This is a genomic window from Cellulomonas sp. P4_H12, from assembly GCF_056400905.1.
In genome coordinates, this window is the sequence record NZ_JBFUKJ010000005.1 from 64,489 (window position 1) to 82,697 (window position 18,209).

General features: G+C 73.1%; 19 protein-coding genes. 8 read left to right on the forward strand and 11 right to left on the reverse strand.

The features are described from left to right. Positions 1–54: 54 nt before the first annotated feature. Entirely contained in the window at positions 55–1,005 is a 951-nt protein-coding gene (locus AC1DQC_RS04415; protein WP_477050004.1) for a GlxA family transcriptional regulator, read from the forward strand. A gap of 73 nt (positions 1,006–1,078) precedes the next feature. Continuing rightward, positions 1,079–2,014 carry a DMT family transporter gene (locus AC1DQC_RS04420; protein ID WP_477050005.1) on the forward strand — a complete coding sequence of 312 codons (936 nt, stop codon included), beginning with the start codon at positions 1,079–1,081 and terminating at the stop codon, positions 2,012–2,014. 53 nt (positions 2,015–2,067) lie between these two features. Here AC1DQC_RS04420 and AC1DQC_RS04425 read toward each other — a convergent pair whose 3' ends face one another. From AC1DQC_RS04425 to AC1DQC_RS04440, 4 genes are read right to left on the reverse strand one after another with little or no spacing between them, the layout of a single operon-like run. Continuing rightward, a complete protein-coding gene (locus AC1DQC_RS04425; protein WP_477050006.1) occupies positions 2,068–3,753 on the reverse strand; it encodes a ribonuclease J in 1,686 nt (561 codons plus the stop codon). A 26-nt stretch (positions 3,754–3,779) separates the two neighbouring features. Further along, complete coding sequence (dapA, locus tag AC1DQC_RS04430) at positions 3,780–4,694, reverse strand: 4-hydroxy-tetrahydrodipicolinate synthase (protein WP_477050007.1); 915 nt, start codon at positions 4,692–4,694, stop codon at positions 3,780–3,782. Between the two features lie 60 nt (positions 4,695–4,754). Then, on the reverse strand, positions 4,755–5,255 hold the full coding sequence (locus tag AC1DQC_RS04435) for a dihydrofolate reductase (protein WP_477050008.1): 501 nt from the start codon (positions 5,253–5,255) through the stop codon (positions 4,755–4,757). Continuing rightward, positions 5,252–6,061: a thymidylate synthase gene (locus tag AC1DQC_RS04440; RefSeq protein WP_477050009.1), complete on the reverse strand. Its 810-nt coding sequence runs from the start codon at positions 6,059–6,061 to the stop codon at positions 5,252–5,254. The genes AC1DQC_RS04435 and AC1DQC_RS04440 overlap by 4 nt, the downstream gene beginning before the upstream one ends. 83 nt (positions 6,062–6,144) lie before the next feature. Here AC1DQC_RS04440 and AC1DQC_RS04445 point away from each other — a divergent pair, with 83 nt between their 5' ends. From AC1DQC_RS04445 to AC1DQC_RS04465, 5 genes are all read left to right on the forward strand, one after another. Continuing rightward, positions 6,145–7,617: an NAD-dependent succinate-semialdehyde dehydrogenase gene (locus AC1DQC_RS04445; protein WP_477050010.1), complete on the forward strand. Its 1,473-nt coding sequence runs from the start codon at positions 6,145–6,147 to the stop codon at positions 7,615–7,617. Between the two features lie 29 nt (positions 7,618–7,646). Then, positions 7,647–8,339, forward strand: a complete 693-nt coding sequence (locus AC1DQC_RS04450; protein WP_477050011.1) for an AzlC family ABC transporter permease — start codon at positions 7,647–7,649, stop codon at positions 8,337–8,339. Continuing rightward, positions 8,336–8,656: an AzlD domain-containing protein gene (locus tag AC1DQC_RS04455; protein WP_477050012.1), complete on the forward strand. Its 321-nt coding sequence runs from the start codon at positions 8,336–8,338 to the stop codon at positions 8,654–8,656. The genes AC1DQC_RS04450 and AC1DQC_RS04455 overlap by 4 nt, the downstream gene beginning before the upstream one ends. 96 nt (positions 8,657–8,752) lie before the next feature. After that, the gene (locus AC1DQC_RS04460) at positions 8,753–9,328 is read left to right on the forward strand and encodes a TIGR00645 family protein (protein ID WP_477050013.1); all 576 of its coding nucleotides are present in this window, start codon (positions 8,753–8,755) and stop codon (positions 9,326–9,328) included. Beyond that, entirely contained in the window at positions 9,328–9,891 is a 564-nt protein-coding gene (locus tag AC1DQC_RS04465) for an N-acetyltransferase family protein (RefSeq protein WP_477050014.1), read from the forward strand. Before AC1DQC_RS04460 ends, AC1DQC_RS04465 begins: the two co-directional genes overlap by 1 nt. Positions 9,892–9,894: 3 nt before the next feature. Here the strand turns inward: AC1DQC_RS04465 and AC1DQC_RS04470 are convergent, their stop codons facing one another. From AC1DQC_RS04470 to AC1DQC_RS04480, 3 genes are read right to left on the reverse strand one after another with little or no spacing between them, the layout of a single operon-like run. Next, positions 9,895–10,359, reverse strand: a complete 465-nt coding sequence (locus AC1DQC_RS04470; protein WP_477050073.1) for a tetratricopeptide repeat protein — start codon at positions 10,357–10,359, stop codon at positions 9,895–9,897. A 2-nt stretch (positions 10,360–10,361) separates the two neighbouring features. Then, entirely contained in the window at positions 10,362–11,117 is a 756-nt protein-coding gene (gene dapB, locus AC1DQC_RS04475; RefSeq protein WP_477050015.1) for a 4-hydroxy-tetrahydrodipicolinate reductase, read from the reverse strand. Between the two features lie 17 nt (positions 11,118–11,134). Beyond that, the gene (locus AC1DQC_RS04480; RefSeq protein ID WP_477050016.1) at positions 11,135–11,962 is read right to left on the reverse strand and encodes a hypothetical protein; all 828 of its coding nucleotides are present in this window, start codon (positions 11,960–11,962) and stop codon (positions 11,135–11,137) included. 109 nt (positions 11,963–12,071) lie between these two features. On the opposite strand from AC1DQC_RS04480, the gene AC1DQC_RS04485 reads away from it, so the two are divergent. Further along, positions 12,072–12,941, forward strand: a complete 870-nt coding sequence (locus AC1DQC_RS04485) for a hypothetical protein (RefSeq protein WP_477050017.1) — start codon at positions 12,072–12,074, stop codon at positions 12,939–12,941. On the opposite strand, the gene AC1DQC_RS04490 is transcribed toward AC1DQC_RS04485, so the two are convergent. The 4 genes from AC1DQC_RS04490 to AC1DQC_RS04505 form a co-directional block, all read right to left on the reverse strand. Continuing rightward, positions 12,897–14,243, reverse strand: a complete 1,347-nt coding sequence (locus AC1DQC_RS04490) for a M16 family metallopeptidase (protein ID WP_477050018.1) — start codon at positions 14,241–14,243, stop codon at positions 12,897–12,899. The genes AC1DQC_RS04485 and AC1DQC_RS04490 overlap by 45 nt on opposite strands. 2 nt (positions 14,244–14,245) lie before the next feature. After that, the gene (locus AC1DQC_RS04495; protein WP_477050019.1) at positions 14,246–16,489 is read right to left on the reverse strand and encodes a polyribonucleotide nucleotidyltransferase; all 2,244 of its coding nucleotides are present in this window, start codon (positions 16,487–16,489) and stop codon (positions 14,246–14,248) included. A gap of 214 nt (positions 16,490–16,703) precedes the next feature. Next, a complete protein-coding gene (rpsO, locus tag AC1DQC_RS04500; protein ID WP_028049909.1) occupies positions 16,704–16,973 on the reverse strand; it encodes a 30S ribosomal protein S15 in 270 nt (89 codons plus the stop codon). A gap of 92 nt (positions 16,974–17,065) precedes the next feature. Further along, entirely contained in the window at positions 17,066–18,124 is a 1,059-nt protein-coding gene (locus tag AC1DQC_RS04505; protein WP_477050020.1) for a bifunctional riboflavin kinase/FAD synthetase, read from the reverse strand. Positions 18,125–18,209 lie beyond the last annotated feature (85 nt).

Below are 18,209 nucleotides of genomic sequence, written 5' to 3' on the forward strand. Positions count from 1 at the left end.
GGTCGGCGACAGCGGGCCAGTGGCCCGGCGGACACCGTTCGCTAGGATCGGGCCATGCACCAGGTCGCGGTCGTCGCCTTCTCGGGGATCAGCCCGTTCCACCTCTCCGTGCCGTCCACCGTGTTCGCCGCCCGGTCGCGCAGCGCGCCCACGCCGCGCTACGCCGTCACGGTCTGCGCGGAGGAACCGGGACCGATGCGCACGGACGCGGGCTACGACCTCCTCGTACCGCGGGGGCTCGACGCTCTGGCCGGCGCGCACACGGTGGTGATCCCGAGCTGGCACACCGACCGTGAGCCGTCGGCCACCCTGCTCGCGGCGCTCCGGGACGCCCACGCGCGCGGCGCGCGCGTCGTCGGGCTCTGCCTGGGGTCGTTCGTCGTCGCGGCGGCGGGGCTGGTCGACGGCCGGGAGGTGGCGACCCACTGGTCGGCCGCGCCCGAGCTCGCCCGGCGGTACCCGTCGGCGACCGTGCGGTCGGACGTGCTGTGGTGCGACCTGGGCGACGTGGTGACCTCGGCCGGGGTCGCCGCGGCCCTCGACTGCTGCCTCCACGTGGTGCGCAGCGACCACGGCGCCGCGTTCGCCGCCAACGTCGCCCGCGCGCTGGTGCTGGCCCCCCACCGCGACGGCAGCCAGGCGCAGTACATCCCGGCGCCGGTGGCCGCCGGGCCGTCCGCCGACCCGGTGGAGGTCGCGATGGGCTGGGCCGCGGCCCGGCTGGGGGAACCGCTCGACCTCGACACGTGGGCGGCCAGCGTGCACCAGTCCCGCCGCACGTTCACCCGCCACTTCCGCGCCCGGACGGGCGTCAGTCCCGCCCGGTGGCTGCTCCGGCAGCGCCTGGTGCGGGCGCGGGTGCTCCTCGAGTCCACCGACCGGCCCGTCGAGCAGGTCGCGACGGAGGCCGGCTTCGGGTCGTCGGCGGCGCTGCGGCAGCACTTCGCGCGCGAGTTCCGCACCAGCCCGCGCCAGCACCGGGCGACGTTCCGCACGTCGCCGTGAGTGTCGGTGGGGCGTCCTACGGTGGGTCCATGGTTCTCGTGGCGACGACGTCGCTCCCCCGCCCGGACGTCGCATGAGCCGCCGCGGCTGGTTCCTCCTGGTCGCGGTCGGCGTGATCTGGGGCATCCCCTACCTGCTGATCAAGGTCGCGGTCGGAGAGGTGACACCGGCGACCGTCGTCTTCGTCCGCACCGCGCTCGGCGCCCTGCTCCTGCTGCCGTTCGCCGTCCGGGGCGGTGGGCTGCGCGCGCTGCGCGGGCACTGGCCGGCCGTGCTCGGGTTCGCGACCCTCGAGATCGTCCTGCCGTGGATCCTGCTGTCCAACGCCGAGCGGACGCTCTCCAGCTCGACCACCGGGCTGCTCGTCGCGACGGTGCCCATCGCCGCCGTCGTCATCGGTCGGTTCGTCGACCGCCGGCCCGTCGCCGGCGTGCGCTGGGCCGGCCTGCTCGTCGGTCTCGGCGGCGTCGCGCTGCTGCTCGGACCGGGCGCGGCCGGGGGCGACCCCTGGGCCGTGGCGCAGGTGCTGCTCGCCGCGCTCGGCTACGCGACCGCGCCGATCATCGCGGACCGTTGGTTGCGGGAGGTCCCGGCCATCCCCCTGACGGCCACCTGTCTCGCGGTCACGGCGCTGGTGTACGCCCCGTTCGTGCTGGCCACGGGCCCACAGCCCTGGCCCGACCTGGACGCCGTCCTCGCGCTCGTCGGGCTCGGCGCCCTGTGCACCGCGCTCGCCTTCGTCCTGTTCTTCCGCCTGATCGTCGAGGTCGGGGCCGCGCGATCGACGCTCGTGGCCTACCTCAACCCGGTCGTGGCCGTCGCGCTCGGCGCCCTGGTGCTCGACGAGACGATCACGATCACGGTCCTCGCCGCGACGGCCCTGATCCTGCTGGGGTCGGCGGCCGCCTCCCGGCGGCCGCGGTCGACCGACGACGCCTCGCCCGTCGACCAGGTGACCGCCGACGAGGCGCTCGCCACGGGCGGCGACGGGCGGGTCACTCCCACCTGACACGGCAACGGCCCCGTCCGGCAGAGCGGGACGGGGCCGTGCGGATCGTTCGGTCAGGCCTCGACGACCACCGGGATGATCATCGGCCGGCGGCGCAGGCGGTTGGACACCCAGCGGCCGACCACCCGGCGCATCACCTGCTGCAGCACGTGCGCGTCGGAGTTTCCGTTGCGCGCCGACTCCTCGAGCGCCGCCGTGAGCTCGGGGAGGATGTCGTCGAACACGGCGTCCTGCTCCGCGAACCCGCGGGCGTGGATCTGCGGACCGGCGAGCACCTTGCCGTCGGCGGAGCTGACCACGGCGAAGATCGAGATGAAGCCCTCGTCGCCCAGGATCCGACGGTCCTTGAGCTCCACCTCGGTGATCTCGCCGACGCTCGAACCGTCGACGTAGACGTAGCCGCACGGCACCGCCCCGACGATGCGCGCCCGGCCGTTGACCAGGTCGACGACCACGCCGTCCTCGGCCAGCACCACCCGGTCGGCCGGCACGCCGGTCTGCACGGCCAGCGCCGCGTTGGCCACCAGGTGCCGGATCTCGCCGTGCACCGGCATGACGTTGCGCGGCTTGAGGATGTTGTAGCAGTACAGGAGCTCGCCGGCGCTGGCGTGGCCGGAGACGTGCACCTTGGCGTTGCCCGAGTGCACGACGCGGGCCCCGAGCCGGGTCAGGCCGTTGATCACGCGGAAGACGGCGTTCTCGTTCCCGGGGATGAGCGACGAGGCCATGATGACCGTGTCGCCGGGGCCGACGGAGACCTTGTGGTCGTTGTTGGCGATCCGGGACAGCGCGGCCATGGGCTCGCCCTGCGAGCCGGTGCACATGAGCACGATCTCGTCGTCGCGCAGCGAGTCGACCTGCTTGAGGTCGACGAGCACGCCCTCGGGCACCTTGAGGTAGCCGAGCTCGGAGGCGATGCCCATGTTGCGGACCATGGAGCGACCGACGAGCGCGACCTTGCGGTCGTGCGCGTAGGCGGCGTCGAGCACCTGCTGCACGCGGTGCACGTGGGACGCGAACGACGCCACGATGATGCGCTTGGTCGAGTCGGCGAAGACCTGGTCGAGGACCGGGCCGATGCCGCGCTCCTGCGCCACGAACCCGGGCACCTCGGCGTTGGTGGAGTCGACCATGAACAGGTCGACGCCCTCCTCGCCGAGCCGCGCGAACGCCCGCAGGTCGGTGATGCGGCCGTCGAGCGGGAGCTGGTCCATCTTGAAGTCGCCGGTGTGCAGGACGGTGCCCGCGGGCGTCCGGACGGCGACGGCGAGGGCGTCCGGGATCGAGTGGTTCACCGCGACGAACTCGCAGTCGAACGCGCCGAACGACACGCGCTGGCCCTCGCGGACCTCCCGGGTGGTCGGCTGGATCCGGTGCTCCTTCAGCTTGGCCTCGATGAAGGCGAGCGTGAGCTTGGAGCCGACCAGCGGGATGTTCTTGCGCAGCCGCAGCAGGTACGGCACGGCGCCGATGTGGTCCTCGTGGCCGTGCGTCAGGACGATCGCCTCGATGTCGTCGAGGCGGTCCTTGATGTACTCGAAGTCGGGCAGGATCAGGTCGACGCCGGGCTGGTGGTCCTCGGGGAACAGGACGCCGCAGTCGATGACGAGCAGGCGGCCGGCGTACTCGAGGACGGCCATGTTGCGGCCGACCTCTCCGAGACCACCCAGTGCGACGACTCGCAGGGCGCCGTCGGCCAGGGCCGGCGGCAGGGTGAGCTCGGGGTGCGGGTGACTCATGGGGCTCCTGGTGGGATCAGATGCGGTCAGCCGACGAGATCGAGCAGCCCGGCGGCCCGCAGGCCGTCGCGGATCAGCGCGAGCTCGTCGTCGGACGCGGGGACGAGCGGGAGGCGCACCGAGCGCTCGGGCAGCACGCCCAGCACCTGGAGCGCGGCCTTCGCGGCGACGGCCTGGAAGCCGGCGCCGTTGAGTGCGTCGATCGCGGGGATGATCGATCGGAAGAGGGTGAGCGCGGTGCCGTGGTCACCGGCGTCGAACGCGCGGCCGATCTGCGCCAGCTGGTCGCCCGCGACGTGGCCGGACACGCTGACGATCCCGACGGCGCCGTGCGCGAGGAGCGCGAGGAACGCGCTGTCGTCGCCGGAGTACCAGGCCAGACCCGTGCGGGCGATGGCCTTGGCGGCGCCGTAGAGGTCGCCGCTGGCGTCCTTCATGGCGACGACACGGTCGTGGCCCGCGAGCGCGTCGATGGTCTCGGGCGCGAACCGGACGCCCGTGCGGCCCGGGACGTCGTACAGCATGACCGGCAGGGCGGTGGCGTCGGCCACCGCCTCGACGTGCCGGCGGACGCCCTCCTGCGAGGGCCGCGAGTAGTACGGGCTGACGACGAGCAGGCCGTGCGCACCGGCCTCGGCCGCCTGCTCCGCCATGCGCACCGCGTGCGCGGTGTCGTTCGACCCGGCGCCCGCGATGACCCACGCGCGGTCGCCCACGGCCTCGACGACCGCCTGCACGAGCTCGGCCTTCTCGGGGGCGTGCGTGGTGGACGCCTCGCCCGTCGTGCCGTTGAGGACCAGTCCGTCGTTGCCGTGGTCGACCAGGTGCCGGGCGAGCTGCACGGCGGCGCCGAGGTCGACCGCACCGTCTGCCGTCAGGGGCGTGACCATCGCGGTGAGCACGGTCCCGAACGGTCGGGCGGACGTGGAGGTGCGCGGCATGGGGCCACGGTACCGCCCCGAGGGTGGTCGCCGTCCGGAGGGTCCCACGACCGAACGAGCTCAGGCGCGCACGTAGGTCTCGAACCGGTACCGGGTGCCGCCGGCGCTGGAGACCTGCCAGCCCCGGTCGCGGTCCGGTCCGCCGCGCCGCCACTCCCTCGCGTCGAGCGCCGGTGCTCGCGTGTCGCCGCCGACGTCGAGCGACACCACGGTGATCTCGACCCGGTCGGCGCGGGGCAGGAAGGCCTCGTAGACCTGCCCGCCGCCGATGACCCACGCGTCGCGGTCGCCGACGAGCCGCAGCGCCTCGTCGATGCCGTGCGCGACCAGCGCGCCGGCCGCCTCGAACCCCGGCGTGCGCGTGAGCACGATGTTGTCCCGGTCCGGCAGCGGGCGGAACCGCGGCGGGAGGGACTCCCAGGTCGCCCGACCCATGATCACGGGGTGCCCGCGGGTGAGCTCGCGGAAGTGCGCCATGTCCTCGGGGACGTGCCACGGCAGCGTGCCGTCGCGCCCGATGACGCCCGTGGGCGTCTGGGCCCAGACGAGCGCGAGGCTCACACGGCCACCGGGGCCTTGATGGCGGGGTGGTACTGGTAGTCGAGGACCTCGACGTCGTCGAACGTGTAGTCGAAGAGCGAGTCCGCCTTGCGGAGCCGGAGCGTCGGCGCGGGGTACGGCGTCCGGGTGAGCTGCTCGCGCACCTGGTCGACGTGGTTGTCGTAGATGTGGCAGTCGCCGCCGGTCCACACGAAGTCGCCCACCTCGAGGCCGACCTGCTGGGCGACCATGTGCGTCAGCAGCGCGTAGGACGCGATGTTGAACGGCACCCCGAGGAAGAGGTCCGCCGACCGCTGGTAGAGCTGGCAGCTCAGCCGTCCGTCGGCCACGTAGAACTGGAAGAACGCGTGGCACGGGGCGAGCGCCATCGACGGGATGTCCGCCACGTTCCAGGCCGAGACGATGTGCCGACGGGAGTCGGGGTCGCGACGCAGGTTGGCGAGCAGCTCGGTGATCTGGTCGATGTGGCCGCCGTCGGGCGTCGGCCAGCTGCGCCACTGCACCCCGTAGACCGGGCCCAGCTCGCCGTCGGGTCCGGCCCACTCGTCCCAGATGGTCACGTTGTTCTCGTGCAGGTAGGCCACGTTGGACTCGCCGCGCAGGAACCACAGCAGCTCGTGGACGATCGAGCGCAGGTGCACCCGCTTCGTCGTGACCAGCGGGAAGCCCGCCGACAGGTCGAAGCGCATCTGGTGGCCGAACACGCTCCGGGTTCCCGTCCCCGTCCGGTCGGACTTCGGGGTGCCGGTCTCCAGGACCAGCCGGAGGAGGTCCTCGTACGGGGAGGGCACAGGCGCGTCCGTCATGTGCGTCATCGTAGGTGCGCCGGCTGCGTCCGGACGCGCGCACGACGGTGCGTCGGCGGGCGCGGCGAGTGATACTCACCGGTATGACGCCGTCGTCCCTGCCCCCCACCGTCGCCGCCCACGTGCCCACCGGGGTGCTCATCGACGGGGCGTGGCGCCCCGCGAGCACCGGCCGCACGTTCGAGGTCGCCGACCCCGCGACCACCGAGACCCTGTTCGACGTCGCGGACGGCGGGGAGCAGGACGCCCTCGACGCCCTCTCGGCCGCGCACGCCTCCTTCCCCGAGTGGCGCGCGACCGCCCCCCGGGTGCGTGCCGAGCTGCTGCGGGCGGTCTACGAGACGCTGACCGCGCGCACCGAGGACATCGCCGCGCTGGTCACGGCCGAGGGGGGCAAGCCGCTGGCCGAGTCGCGCGCCGAGGTTGCCTACGGCGCCGACTACGTCCGCTGGTACTCCGAGCAGGCCGTCCGCTTCGAGGGCCTCGCCCGCCGGGCGCCCTCGGGCACCAACCACCAGCTGGTGCTGCGACGCCCCGTGGGCCCCGCCCTGCTGATCACGCCGTGGAACTTCCCCATCGCGATGATCGCCCGCAAGGTGGCGCCCGCGCTGGCGGCCGGCTGCACGGTCGTCATCAAGCCGGCCCAGCTGACGCCGCTGACCACCGCGTACGTGGCGGAGATCATCCGTGAGGAGCTCGAGGGTCGCGGGCTGCCCACGGGCGTGATCAACGTCGTGCCGTCCGCCTCCGCCCGCAGCATCTCCGGGCCCCTGCTGGCCGACCCGCGGCTGCGCAAGCTCTCGTTCACCGGCTCGACCGAGGTCGGGGCGGCGCTGCTCAAGGCGTCGGCCGACAACATCCTGCGCACCTCGATGGAGCTGGGCGGCAACGCTCCGTTCCTCGTCTTCGAGGACGCCGACATCCCCGCGGCCGTGCAGGGCGCGGTCCAGGCCAAGATGCGCAACGCCGGCCAGACCTGTGTCGCCGCCAACCGCTTCCTCGTGCACGCGTCCGTGGCCGAGGAGTTCACCGCCGGCCTGACCGCGGCGTTCGACGAGCTCGTCGTCGGGCACGGTGCCGACGAGGGCACGACGGTCGGGCCGCTCATCGAGAAGTCGGCCGTGGACCGCGTCGAGGAGGTCGTCGCGGAGGCCGTGGACGCCGGCGCCCGGGTGCGGATCGGCGGCGACCGGCCCGACCGGCCCGGCTACTTCTACGCGCCCACCGTGCTCGACCGCGTCTCCGCGGACCTGCGCGTCATCACGGAGGAGACGTTCGGCCCGGTGGCCCCCGTGGTGACCTTCGGGTCCGAGGACGAGGGCGTCGCCCTGGCCAACTCCACGCCGTTCGGGCTGGTCGCCTACGCGTACACCCGCGACATCGCGCGGGCGATGCGCCTGGCGGAGTCCGTCGAGACGGGCATGCTCGGGATCAACCGCGGCCTGGTCTCGGACGCCAGCGCGCCCTTCGGCGGCGTGAAGTCGTCCGGCCTCGGTCGCGAGGGCGGCGAGGCCGGCATCGAGGAGTATCTCGACAGCGTGTACGTGGCGATCTGACCGCTGCCCGCTGTGCCACAGTTGCCCGCGTGACGCAGGACGCCGAGGGACGGGCCGCCATCCGGCAGGCCGTCTCGGTCGCGCTGGCCACCGGCCTGTACGGGATCTCGTTCGGTGCGCTCGCCGTGGCCGCGGGGCTGTCCGTGCCGCAGGCGATGGCGCTGAGCCTGCTGATGTTCTCGGGCGGCTCGCAGTTCGCGTTCATCGGCGTGGTCGGCGCGGGCGGGCTCGCCGGCGCCGCCATCGCGACCGCGGGGCTGCTCGGCGTGCGCAACGGTCTGTACGGCCCGCAGGTCGCGCCGCTCATCGACGCCCACGGCTGGCGCCGGCCGGTCGCCGCCCACCTGACGATCGACGAGTCCACCGCCGTGGCCACGGTGCACAAGGCTCCGCACGCCGCCAGGCTCGGGTTCTGGTGGACGGGCGTGGGCGTCTTCGTGCTGTGGAACCTCTTCACGCTCGCCGGGGCGCTCGTCGGCGACCGGCTGGGCGATCCCCGCCGGTACGGGCTCGACGCCGCCGCCGCGGCTGCGTTCCTCGCCCTGGTCTGGCCGCGGATCACCGGACCCGGCACCGGTCTGGCGCGCCTCGTCGCGGGCGGCGCGGTCGTGGTCGCCCTGGCGCTCACGCCGGTGACCCCCGCCGGGATCCCGGTGCTGCTCGCGGCCGGCGTGGCCATCGTGGCGGGGTTCGTCGTGAAGGCACCGGAGCCGGCCGTATGAGCAACGCCGTCACCTGGGTCGCGCTGCTCGTCGCGAGCGCCGTGTGCTTCGGGATCAAGCTGGCCGGGCACCTGGTGCCCAAGCACTGGCTCGCCGAGCCGCGGGTGGCCCGCACCGCCGCGCTGGTCACGGTCGCGCTGCTGTCGGCGCTGGTGGCGGTGCAGGCCGCCACCCGCGGGAACGAGATCGTGCTCGACGCCCGCATCCCCGCGCTGGTCGTGGCCGCCGTCGCCCTGGTCCTGCGGGCACCGTTCGTCGTGGTCGTGCTCCTCGCCGCGGTCACCGCGGCCGTGCTGCGCGCGCTCGGCATGCCGTAGCGGGCACCATTCGCCGCCCTCGACCGTTGGGCGTCCGAACGCCCTGCCGCGTGGCGCGCACTCGCGCCCGGCACCCGTCACCACCCGGAGGACCCCATGGCCGCTCCCGTCCGCAGCAACCGTCTCGGCTCGCTGATCTTCTTCTCCCGCTGGCTCCAGGTGCCCCTGTACCTGGGCCTGATCGTCGCGCAGGCGATCTACGTCTGGCAGTTCATGCTCGAGCTCTGGCACATCGCCGAGGAGGTCTTCCTGCACGGGGGGCTGTCCGAGGAGGCGATCATGCTCGGCGTCCTCGGCCTGGTGGACGTCGTGATGATCGCGAACCTGCTCATCATGGTGATCGTCGGCGGCTACGAGACGTTCGTGTCCCGCATCAAGCTCGACGGCCACCCCGACCAGCCCGAGTGGCTCTCGCACGTGAACGCGAACGTGCTCAAGACCAAGCTGGCCATGTCGATCATCGGGATCTCGTCGATCCACCTGCTGCGCAGCTTCATCGAGGCCCGCACGATCATCGACTCCAGCGGCACCGACGTGCTGCTCTGGCAGACCGTGATCCACCTCGCCTTCATCGTCTCCGCGGTCGCGCTAGCGTGGATCGACAAGATGTCGGTCAAGCACCCGCCCAAGGCCGTGGTGCACGAGACCACCCCCGAACCCGTCGAGGTCTGATGCCGCTGTTCACCGACAACGCCGACGTCTCGGTCCGCCCCGCGGTCCGCGGCGACGAGCACGCGATCGCCCGTGTCCAGGTCGAGGCCTGGCGCGTCTCGCACGCCGAGGTCCTTGGCCAGGGCGCCCTGGACCTGCTCGACGAGCGGGCGATCGAGGACCAGTGGGCCGCGGCCGTCGTCGCGCCGCCGTCCGGCTACCGGGTGCTCGTGGCGTGCGACGGCCCGACGGTGGTCGGCGTGGTCTCCGTCGCGCCGGTCCCCGCGCCCGAGGGTCGGCCCTTCGACGCGCCCGGCGGGGCGATCCTCGCGCTCGAGGTCGAGCCGGCGCGCCAGCGCGTCGGTCACGGGTCGCGGCTGCTCGCGGCCGCCGTCGACACGCTCCGCGASGACGGCGCCGACCAGKTGCACACCTGGGTGCTCGACGGCGACGAGGCGCGCGCGCGGTTCCTGGCGTCCGCCGGCCTGGGTCCCGACGACGTCGCCCGCGAGCTCATCTCGGGGCTGATGCCCGACGGGTCGACCCGCACCGTCACCGAGCACCGCTGGTCGGCCTCGATCTGACGCCTACGACCGGTGCAGCCTGCTCGCCTTGCGCAGGGACTCCCGGGCGCGCCGCCGGTCCCCCGCCGCGTCGTAGGCGAACGCCAGGTGGTACCAGGACCGCCAGTCGTCCGGCTCCGCCTCGGCCAGCTCGCGCGCCGGCTCGAACGCGGCGCGGGCCGCGGCGCGGTCGATCCGGCCGCCCGGCGAGCGCGGCAGGTCGTCGACGGGCAGCTCGTCCGCCGCGGCGAGCTCGTCGGCCATCCGCTGCACGTCCACCGCGAGGCGCCACTCGCGCGCGACCAGCCAGATCACCAGCGGTGGCAGGATCCAGAAGGCGATGCCGAGGCCGATCCCGACGGGCTCGCCGGTGCGGATCAGCGCCGTCGCGCGGGTGGCGACCACCCACACGTAGAGGGCCAGCAGACCGGTGAGCGCGACGGCGCCCGCGATCGAGGTCCAGCGGACGCGGCTCGACGAGGACGCCACGCTCACGCCAGGTCGAGCAGGTGCTCGAGACCGACGGTCAGGCCGGGACGCGCACCCACCTGACGCACGGCCAGCAGCACGCCGGGCATGAAGCTCACGCGGTCGAACGAGTCGTGCCGGATGGTCAGCTGCTCGCCCGCGTTGCCCAGCAGGATCTCCTCGTGCGCCACCAGCCCGCGCAGCCGCACGGAGTGCACGCGGACGCCGTCGACATCCGCGCCGCGCGCCCCGTCGAGCGCCTGCGTCGTCGCATCGGGCAGCGGACCCAGCGAGGCGGCGGCGCGCGCGGCCGCGATGGCCGACGCCGTGTGCCGAGCGGTGCCGGACGGGGCGTCGATCTTGTCCGGGTGGTGCAGCTCGATCACCTCGGCGGACTCGAACCAGCGGGCCGCTCGCGCGGCGAACGCCATGGCGAGCACGGCGCCGAGCGCGAAGTTGGGGGCCACGACCACGCCGACGCCCGGCCGGTCGGCCACGTGGTCCCGCACGCGCGCCAGCGACTCGTCGGTCCAGCCGGTGGTGCCCACGACGAGGTGGATGCCCGCGTCGACCAGCGCGTGCACGTTGCCCTCGCTGGCGGACGGGACGGTGAAGTCGACGGCGACCTGAGCCCCGGCGTCGGCGACCAGCTGCAGGTCGGCGCCGGCGTCGAGCGCGGCGACCAGCTCCAGGTCGGGGGCTGCCTCGACGGCGGCCACGACGGTCGATCCCATGCGGCCCGCCGCACCCAGCACGGCCACCCTGATGCGCTCGCTCACGACCAGCAACCCTAACGTCAGGCCGCGACCCCGAGCGCCGCCGCGATCCCCGCCTCCAGCCGGCGCAGCTCCACGTGGCTCAGCCCCGTGAAGCGCTCGACCTCGCGCGGCGGGTACCCGGCCCGCAGGTACCACTGCAGGACCGCGAGGGCGTCCCCGGGACGCACCGGTCCCGGCCCGACCGCGTCGCGCACGAACGCCGAGAATCGCACGGCGGCGAGGAACGCCTCGGGTGTGATGCCGATGGTCTGCACGACCTCCCGGTACAGCGCGCCGATCGCCAGGTCGGCCTCCCGTGCCAGGTCAGAGGCGCGCACCAGCCCGCGCTGCTCGATCACGGAGCGCAGGACGGGCGCGATCGCGTCGAGCGGCGAACCGGTGATCACGGGTGCCGTGTGCACGGCCAGCGCGGACCCCAGCGTGGCGGCCGCGTCGGCGTCCCTGCCCTGCTCGAGCGCCGCGACGCACTCCTGCTCGACGCCCGCGCCCAGCAGGGAGTCGAGCGCGATGACGTCGTAGGACGGCTTGCGCACGCCCATCCGCGCGAGCGCCACGGGGTCGAGCTGCGCGCCGAGCCTGACCGCCGGCCCGCGCTGCTCACGGACGAACGCGCGCTCCGCGAGCCCCCGCACGCCGCTGCCGTCGGGCGTGCGCAGCAGGCTCATCGGGTCGATGTGCTCCCCCGGGTTGCCTCGCGCGACCGTCACGAGCCCGTGCCCGTCCGGCAGCAGCACCTCGCGCTCCACGACGCCGTCAGGCACGTGCACCACCCACAGGTGCTCGACGATGCCGAGCGCGCTGGGCGGGGGCGCGTAGCGCCGATAGACGACCTGGTCGAGGGCCATGCCCCATCATCGCGCTGTCGAGCCCGATGTGTGCCGACTACTCACCTTCGGACGCCGACACGCCGATGCGACACGAGGGGCAGCGGCCGGCCCGTGACGAAGGAGACCCGTGAACCGACGACGGCGCCACACTCTCGCTCTGCTGGGGCTGGCCGTCGTCGTGGTGCTGCTGCTCGTCGGCTATGGCGTCCTCGCCGTGCGGGTCCGGGCGGTCGACTTCCAGGCCCGGTTCGGTGAGCCCGGCTGGACGCCCGACGAGCTGCGGGCCTACACGATGGAGTGGCCGCGCCAGATTTGTGGCGGCCTCCTGCTGGTGTGGGCGGCGACGCGTGGTCTCTCCCGGCGCGGCTCGTCGCTCGCGCGTGCCCCGATGATCCTCGGCCTCGCGCTCGTCGCCGCCGGGGCCTCCGGCTGGGTGTACCTCGTCGCCCCAGGCTGGGCCGGCCCGTACACGGTGGCCGACGCCCCGCTGGGTGTCGGGTCGAGATCCTTCTGGCTGGCCGCCGCCGGGGTGCTGGTCGTCGGCGCCTCCGTGGTCGCCACATGGTGGCTCGGGCGCGTCCCCTCCCCCGGTCACCGGCCCAGCGCGACGGCCCTGGCCGAGTCCTGCGCGCTCGTCGCCGTCCCGGTGCTCACGCTCGGGATCGTGGTCCTCGCGCGCGCCGCGGCCGATGGAGCGGGTTGGTGGCTGGTCAGCCCGGCGCTCGGCTTCCTGCTGGTCGTCGGTGCTGGACTGGCGGCCTCCGGTGGCGGCCGGTCGGCACTCGCGGCAGTCGCGCTGGGGCTGGTGCTCAGGTCCGCGGCCGACGGCTTTTGGACGCTCGACGAGCTCCTCACGGTGCTCGCCGCCGGCTGCGCGCTCACGCTCGTCCCGACGGCGCGCGGCATCGACTGGCTCACCGAGTCGCGAGGCGGACCGACGCCTGCGCCGGCGTCAGTCCCCGAAGGGTCCGACGCGCACGACCGAGCGCGGGCGTGACGCCAGCTCGGCGGCCAGGTCCTGCACGTCCTGCACGGTGACCGCGCGGATCAGGTCGAGCGACTCGTCGATGCTGAGCAGCGAGCCGTGCACGAGCTCGGACTTGCCGAGCCGGCTCATGCGCGACCCGGAGTCCTCCATGCCGAGCACCAGGCCGCCGGCCAGCTGACCCATCGACCGCTCGAGCTCGGCCTGCGTGATGGGCGCGTCAGCCATGCGCTCCCACTCGGCGACCATGAGCGCGACGACCTCGTCGACCTTGCCGGGCGTGCAGCCGGCGTACAGCCCGAAGACGCCGGTGTCGGCGTGGCCGGACGCGAACGAGTAGGTGGAGTAGGCGAGGCCGCGGCGCTCGCGGATCTCCTGGAACAGGCGCGACGACATGCCCCCGCCGAGCACCGCGTTGAGCACCGACAGCGTGAACCGCTTCGGGTCCGTGGCCGTCAGTGACGTGCCGCCGATGATGACGTTCGCCTGCTCGGTGTGCCGGCGGATGGTCCGCTCGACGCCCTGCGCCGGGATGCCGCCCTGCCCGGCCTGCACGGCGACGTCCGTCGGCACCCGGCGGCTGCGGGGCTCCGCACCGGCGTCGAGCGGCCAGCCGCCGGTGAGCAGCGCCTCGCTGACCTGCGCGCAGAGCACGTCGTGGTCGACACCGCCCGCGGCCGTGACCACCAGGGTCGACGGCCGGTAGTGCTCGCGGTAGTGCTCCCACACCGCGTCGCGCGGCACCGCGCGGATGGTGTCGGGGGTGCCGCCGATGGGTCGGCCCAGCGCGTGGGCGCCCAGGACGGCGGCGGCGAACTGCTCGTGGACTACGTCGCTGGGGTCGTCGTCGTTCATCGCGAGCTCTTCGAGGATCACGCCGCGCTCGGTCTCGAGCTCGTCGGTGTCCAGGCGCGCGGAGGTGACCATGTCCGCGATGACGTCGACCGCCATCGGGAGGTCGGTGTCGAGCACCCGTGCGTAGTAGCACGTGTGTTCCTTGCCGGTGGCGGCGTTGGCCTCGCCACCGACGGCGTCGAACGCCTCCGCGATGTCCATCGCGGTGCGGCGCGCGGTGCCCTTGAACAGCAGGTGCTCGAGGAAGTGCGTCGAGCCGTGGTGGCCGTCGGACTCGTCGCGCGAGCCGACGCCCACCCACGCGCCCACGGTCGCCGAGCGCAGGCCCGGCATGTGCTCCGTGAGCACGCGGACCCCGCCGGGCAGGACGGAACGACGCACGATGGCGTCCCCGTCCTGCCCGACGGACTGCTCGGCCCCGGGCTGACCCGGGCGGACGAGCGGGAGGTCCAGCGGCATCGTCAGGCGTCAGCCGGCTCGGTCGCGATCGCGTCGGCGGTGTCGGCCTCGGCGCCCTCGGTGCCCTCGTCGATCACCGCGTGCAGCGACAGCTTGCCGCGCGGGTCGATCTCGCCGATCTCGACCTGGACCTTCTGGCCCACGGCCAGGACGTCCTCGACGTTCTCGACGCGACGACCACCGACGAGCTTGCGGATCTGCGAGATGTGCAGCAGACCGTCCTTGCCCGGCGAGAGGGAGATGAACGCGCCGAACGTCGTGGTCTTGACGACCGTGCCGACGAAGCGCTCCCCGATCTCGGGCATGTGCGGGTTGGCGATCGCGTTGATCGCCGCACGCGCGGCCTCCGCCGACGGACCGTCGGTGGCGCCGATGTAGACCGTGCCGTCGTCCTCGATCGAGATGTCGGCGCCGGTCTCCTCCTGGATCTGGTTGATCATCTTGCCCTTCGGCCCGATGACCTCGCCGATCTTGTCGACCGGCACCTTCACCGTGATGACGCGCGGGGCGAACGGGCTCATCTCGTCGGGCACGTCGATCGCCTCGGCGATGACGTCGAGGATCGCCAGGCGAGCCTCCTTCGCCTGCGTCAGCGCGCCGGCCAGCACCGAGGCGGGGATGCCCTCGAGCTTGGTGTCGAGCTGGATGGCCGTGACGAACTCGCGGGTACCGGCGACCTTGAAGTCCATGTCGCCGAACGCGTCCTCGGCGCCGAGGATGTCGGTGAGCGCCGCGTAGCGGGTCTCACCGTTCACCGTGTCGGAGACGAGGCCCATCGCGATGCCGGCGACCGGCGCGCGCAGCGGCACACCGGCGTTGAGCAGCGACAGGGTGGACGCGCAGACCGAGCCCATGGACGTCGAGCCGTTGGAGCTCAGCGCCTCGGAGACCTGGCGGATGGCGTACGGGAACTCCTCGCGGCTCGGGAGCACCGGCATGAGCGCGCGCTCGGCGAGCGCCCCGTGGCCGATCTCGCGACGCTTCGGCGAACCGACGCGACCCGTCTCGCCCGTCGAGTACGGCGGGAAGTTGTAGTTGTGCATGTAGCGCTTGCGCGTCTCCGGGGAGAGCGTGTCGAGCTGCTGCTCCATGCGGAGCATGTTCAGCGTGGTGACGCCCAGGATCTGGGTCTCGCCGCGCTCGAAGATGGCCGAGCCGTGCACGCGGGGCAGGACCTCGACCTCGGCCGAGAGCGTGCGGATGTCCCGCAGGCCGCGGCCGTCGATGCGGAAGCCGTCCGTGAGGATGCGCTGGCGGATGAGCTTCTTCTGCACCGAGCGGTACGCGGCGGAGAGCTCCTTCTCGCGACCCTCGAACTGCGCGGAGAGCTGCGCGACGACCTCGGCCTTGATCTCGTCGAGGCGGTTCTCGCGGGTCTGCTTGTCCGCGATGCTCAGCGCGTCGCTGAGCGACTGCGTCGAGGCGGCCTCGACGGCGGCGTAGGCGTCGTCCTGGTAGTCGGGGAACGTCGGGAAGTCCTGGGTCTCCTTGGCGGCCTTCGACGCCAGCTCCTGCTGGGCCTGGACGAGCACCTTGATGAAGGGCTTGGCCGCCTCGATGCCCTGGGACACGATCTCCTCCGTGGGGGCGGTGCCACCCTCGAACTTGATGAGGTTCCAGGACTTCTCGGGCGCCTCGGCCTCGATCATGGCGATCGCGACGTCATCACCCACGACGCGGCCGGCGACGACCATGTCGAACGTGGCGCGCTCGCGCTCGGAGTACCGCGGGAACGCGACCCACTGGTTGTCGATGAGCGCGATGCGCACACCGGCGACGGGGCCGGAGAACGGCAGGCCCGAGAGCTGCGTCGAGATGGACGCCGCGTTGATGGCCAGCGTGTCGTAGGAGTCGTCCGGGTGGATCGACAGCACGGTGATGACGACCTGGACCTCGTTGCGCAGGCCCTTGACGAACAGGGGGCGCAGCGGGCGGTCGATCAGGCGGCACGCGAGGATGGCCTCGGTGGACGGACGACCCTCGCGGCGGAAGAACGAGCCGGGGATCTTGCCGGCCGCGTAGGACCGCTCCTCGACGTCGATCGTCAGCGGGAAGAAGTCGAACTGCTCCTTCGGGTGCTTGCCGGCCGTGGTGGCGGCGAGCAGCGTCGTCTCGCCGTCCAGGTAGGCGACGGCGGCACCGGCGGCCTGCTTGGCGATGCGGCCGGTCTCGAAGCGGACGGTGCGGGTGCCGAAGCGACCGTTGTCGATCAGTGCCTCAGCGAACTGGATCTCGGGACCCTCCACGGGTGCCCTCCTCTTTGGTGAAGGCGCCGGCCGTCCGCGAGCGATCTTCGATCGAGGCCACCGGACCCTCCTCAGGGAGCTTCCGGAAGCCACTACCGAGGACCGGACCGAGCGGACCGACGCGGTGTGGTGGTGCTGGTGATGCGTGGTGGAACGACGTGCCGTTACGCCACACCAGCCCGGACCCTGAGCGGGTCCGGGCTGGTGCGAGGTGTTATCGGCGCAGGCCGAGCCGCTCGATGATGCTGCGGTAGCGGTTGATGTCGACCTTCTGCAGGTAGCCGAGAAGGCGACGACGCTGACCGACGAGCAGCAGCAGGCCGCGGCGGCTGTGGTGGTCGTGCTTGTGGGTCTTGAGGTGCTCCGTGAGGTCCTTGATGCGCTGCGTGAGCATCGCGATCTGGACCTCGGGGGAACCGGTGTCACCCTCGTGGGTGGCGTACTCGGTCATGATGGACTGCTTGACGGCACTTTCGAGCGGCACGGTTCTCCAGGTTGTCTCGTTGCGCGGTGCTCCGGGGCTTGTCCACCCGGGCTCTCTCGTTCCGCGGCCGTTCTGACGGCGCACACAGACTATCAGGCTGCGGGCTCGCTCCCCGCATCGCCACCGGCGACGGCGGCCCCGTCCAGGATCTCCCGCACCCGGCCGACGTCCTCGTGCATCTGGACCAGCAGCTCGTCGACCGAGTCGAACCGCAGCGTCGGACGCAGGCGCTCGACCAGCTCGAGCACGACCTCCTGGTCGTAGAGGTCCAGGTCCGTGCGGTCGAGCACATAGGCCTCGACGCGGCGTTGGACGCCGTCGAACGTCGGGTTGGTGCCGATCGAGACGGCCGCCGGCAGGACCCGGTCGGGATCGGAGGCCTCGACCGGGGTGCCGTCCGCGTCGCGCACGCGGCGCAGCCAGCCCGCGTAGACGCCGTCGGCGGGCACCATGCCGTCCGCGTCCGGGCTCAGGTTCGCGGTCGGGAAGCCGAGGTCGCGGCCGCGCGCGTCCCCGTGCACCACGACGCCCCGGACGCGGTGCGGTCGGCCGAGCACACGCGCGGCCTGCACGACGTCGCCCACCTCGAGCAGCTCGCGCACCCACGTCGACGACCACCGGCGGCGCAGCGGGTCGGCCGCGCGGTCCTCGGCGCTGCCCGGGTCCGCGGCGGCCGCAGGAGTGACGTCCTCGATCACCTCGACGTCGAAGCCGTGCTCGCGGCCGAGGTCGACCATCGTCGAGAGGTCGCCGGAGTTGCCCACGCCGAAGCGCACGTCGCGGCCGACGACGACGGTCCGGGCGTGCAGCACGTCCACGAGGTAGCGCTGCACGAACTCGGCGGGCGTCTGGCGGGCGAACTCGAGGGTGTACTCCAGCAGCAGCACGGCGTCCAGACCGGTCTGCTCGAGCAGCTCGAGGCGGTCGGCGTCGCCCGTGAGCAGCGGCGGTGCGGTGTCGGGCCGGTGCACCTGCTGCGGGTGCGGGCTGAACGTCACCGCCACCGCCTGCGCGCCCGCCGTGCGCGCGTCGGCGCACATGCGCTGCAGCACACCGACGTGGCCGCGGTGGACCCCGTCGAAGTTGCCGATCGTCACCACCGACGGACCGAAGTCCGCGGGCACGTCGGACAGCTCCCTCCAGACCTGCACACCTGCTCCTCGTCGCTCGTGCCCAGGGTCGAGATCCGGGCCCGACGGACAAGCCTGCCACCCCGGACGCGCGGTCACCGCCACG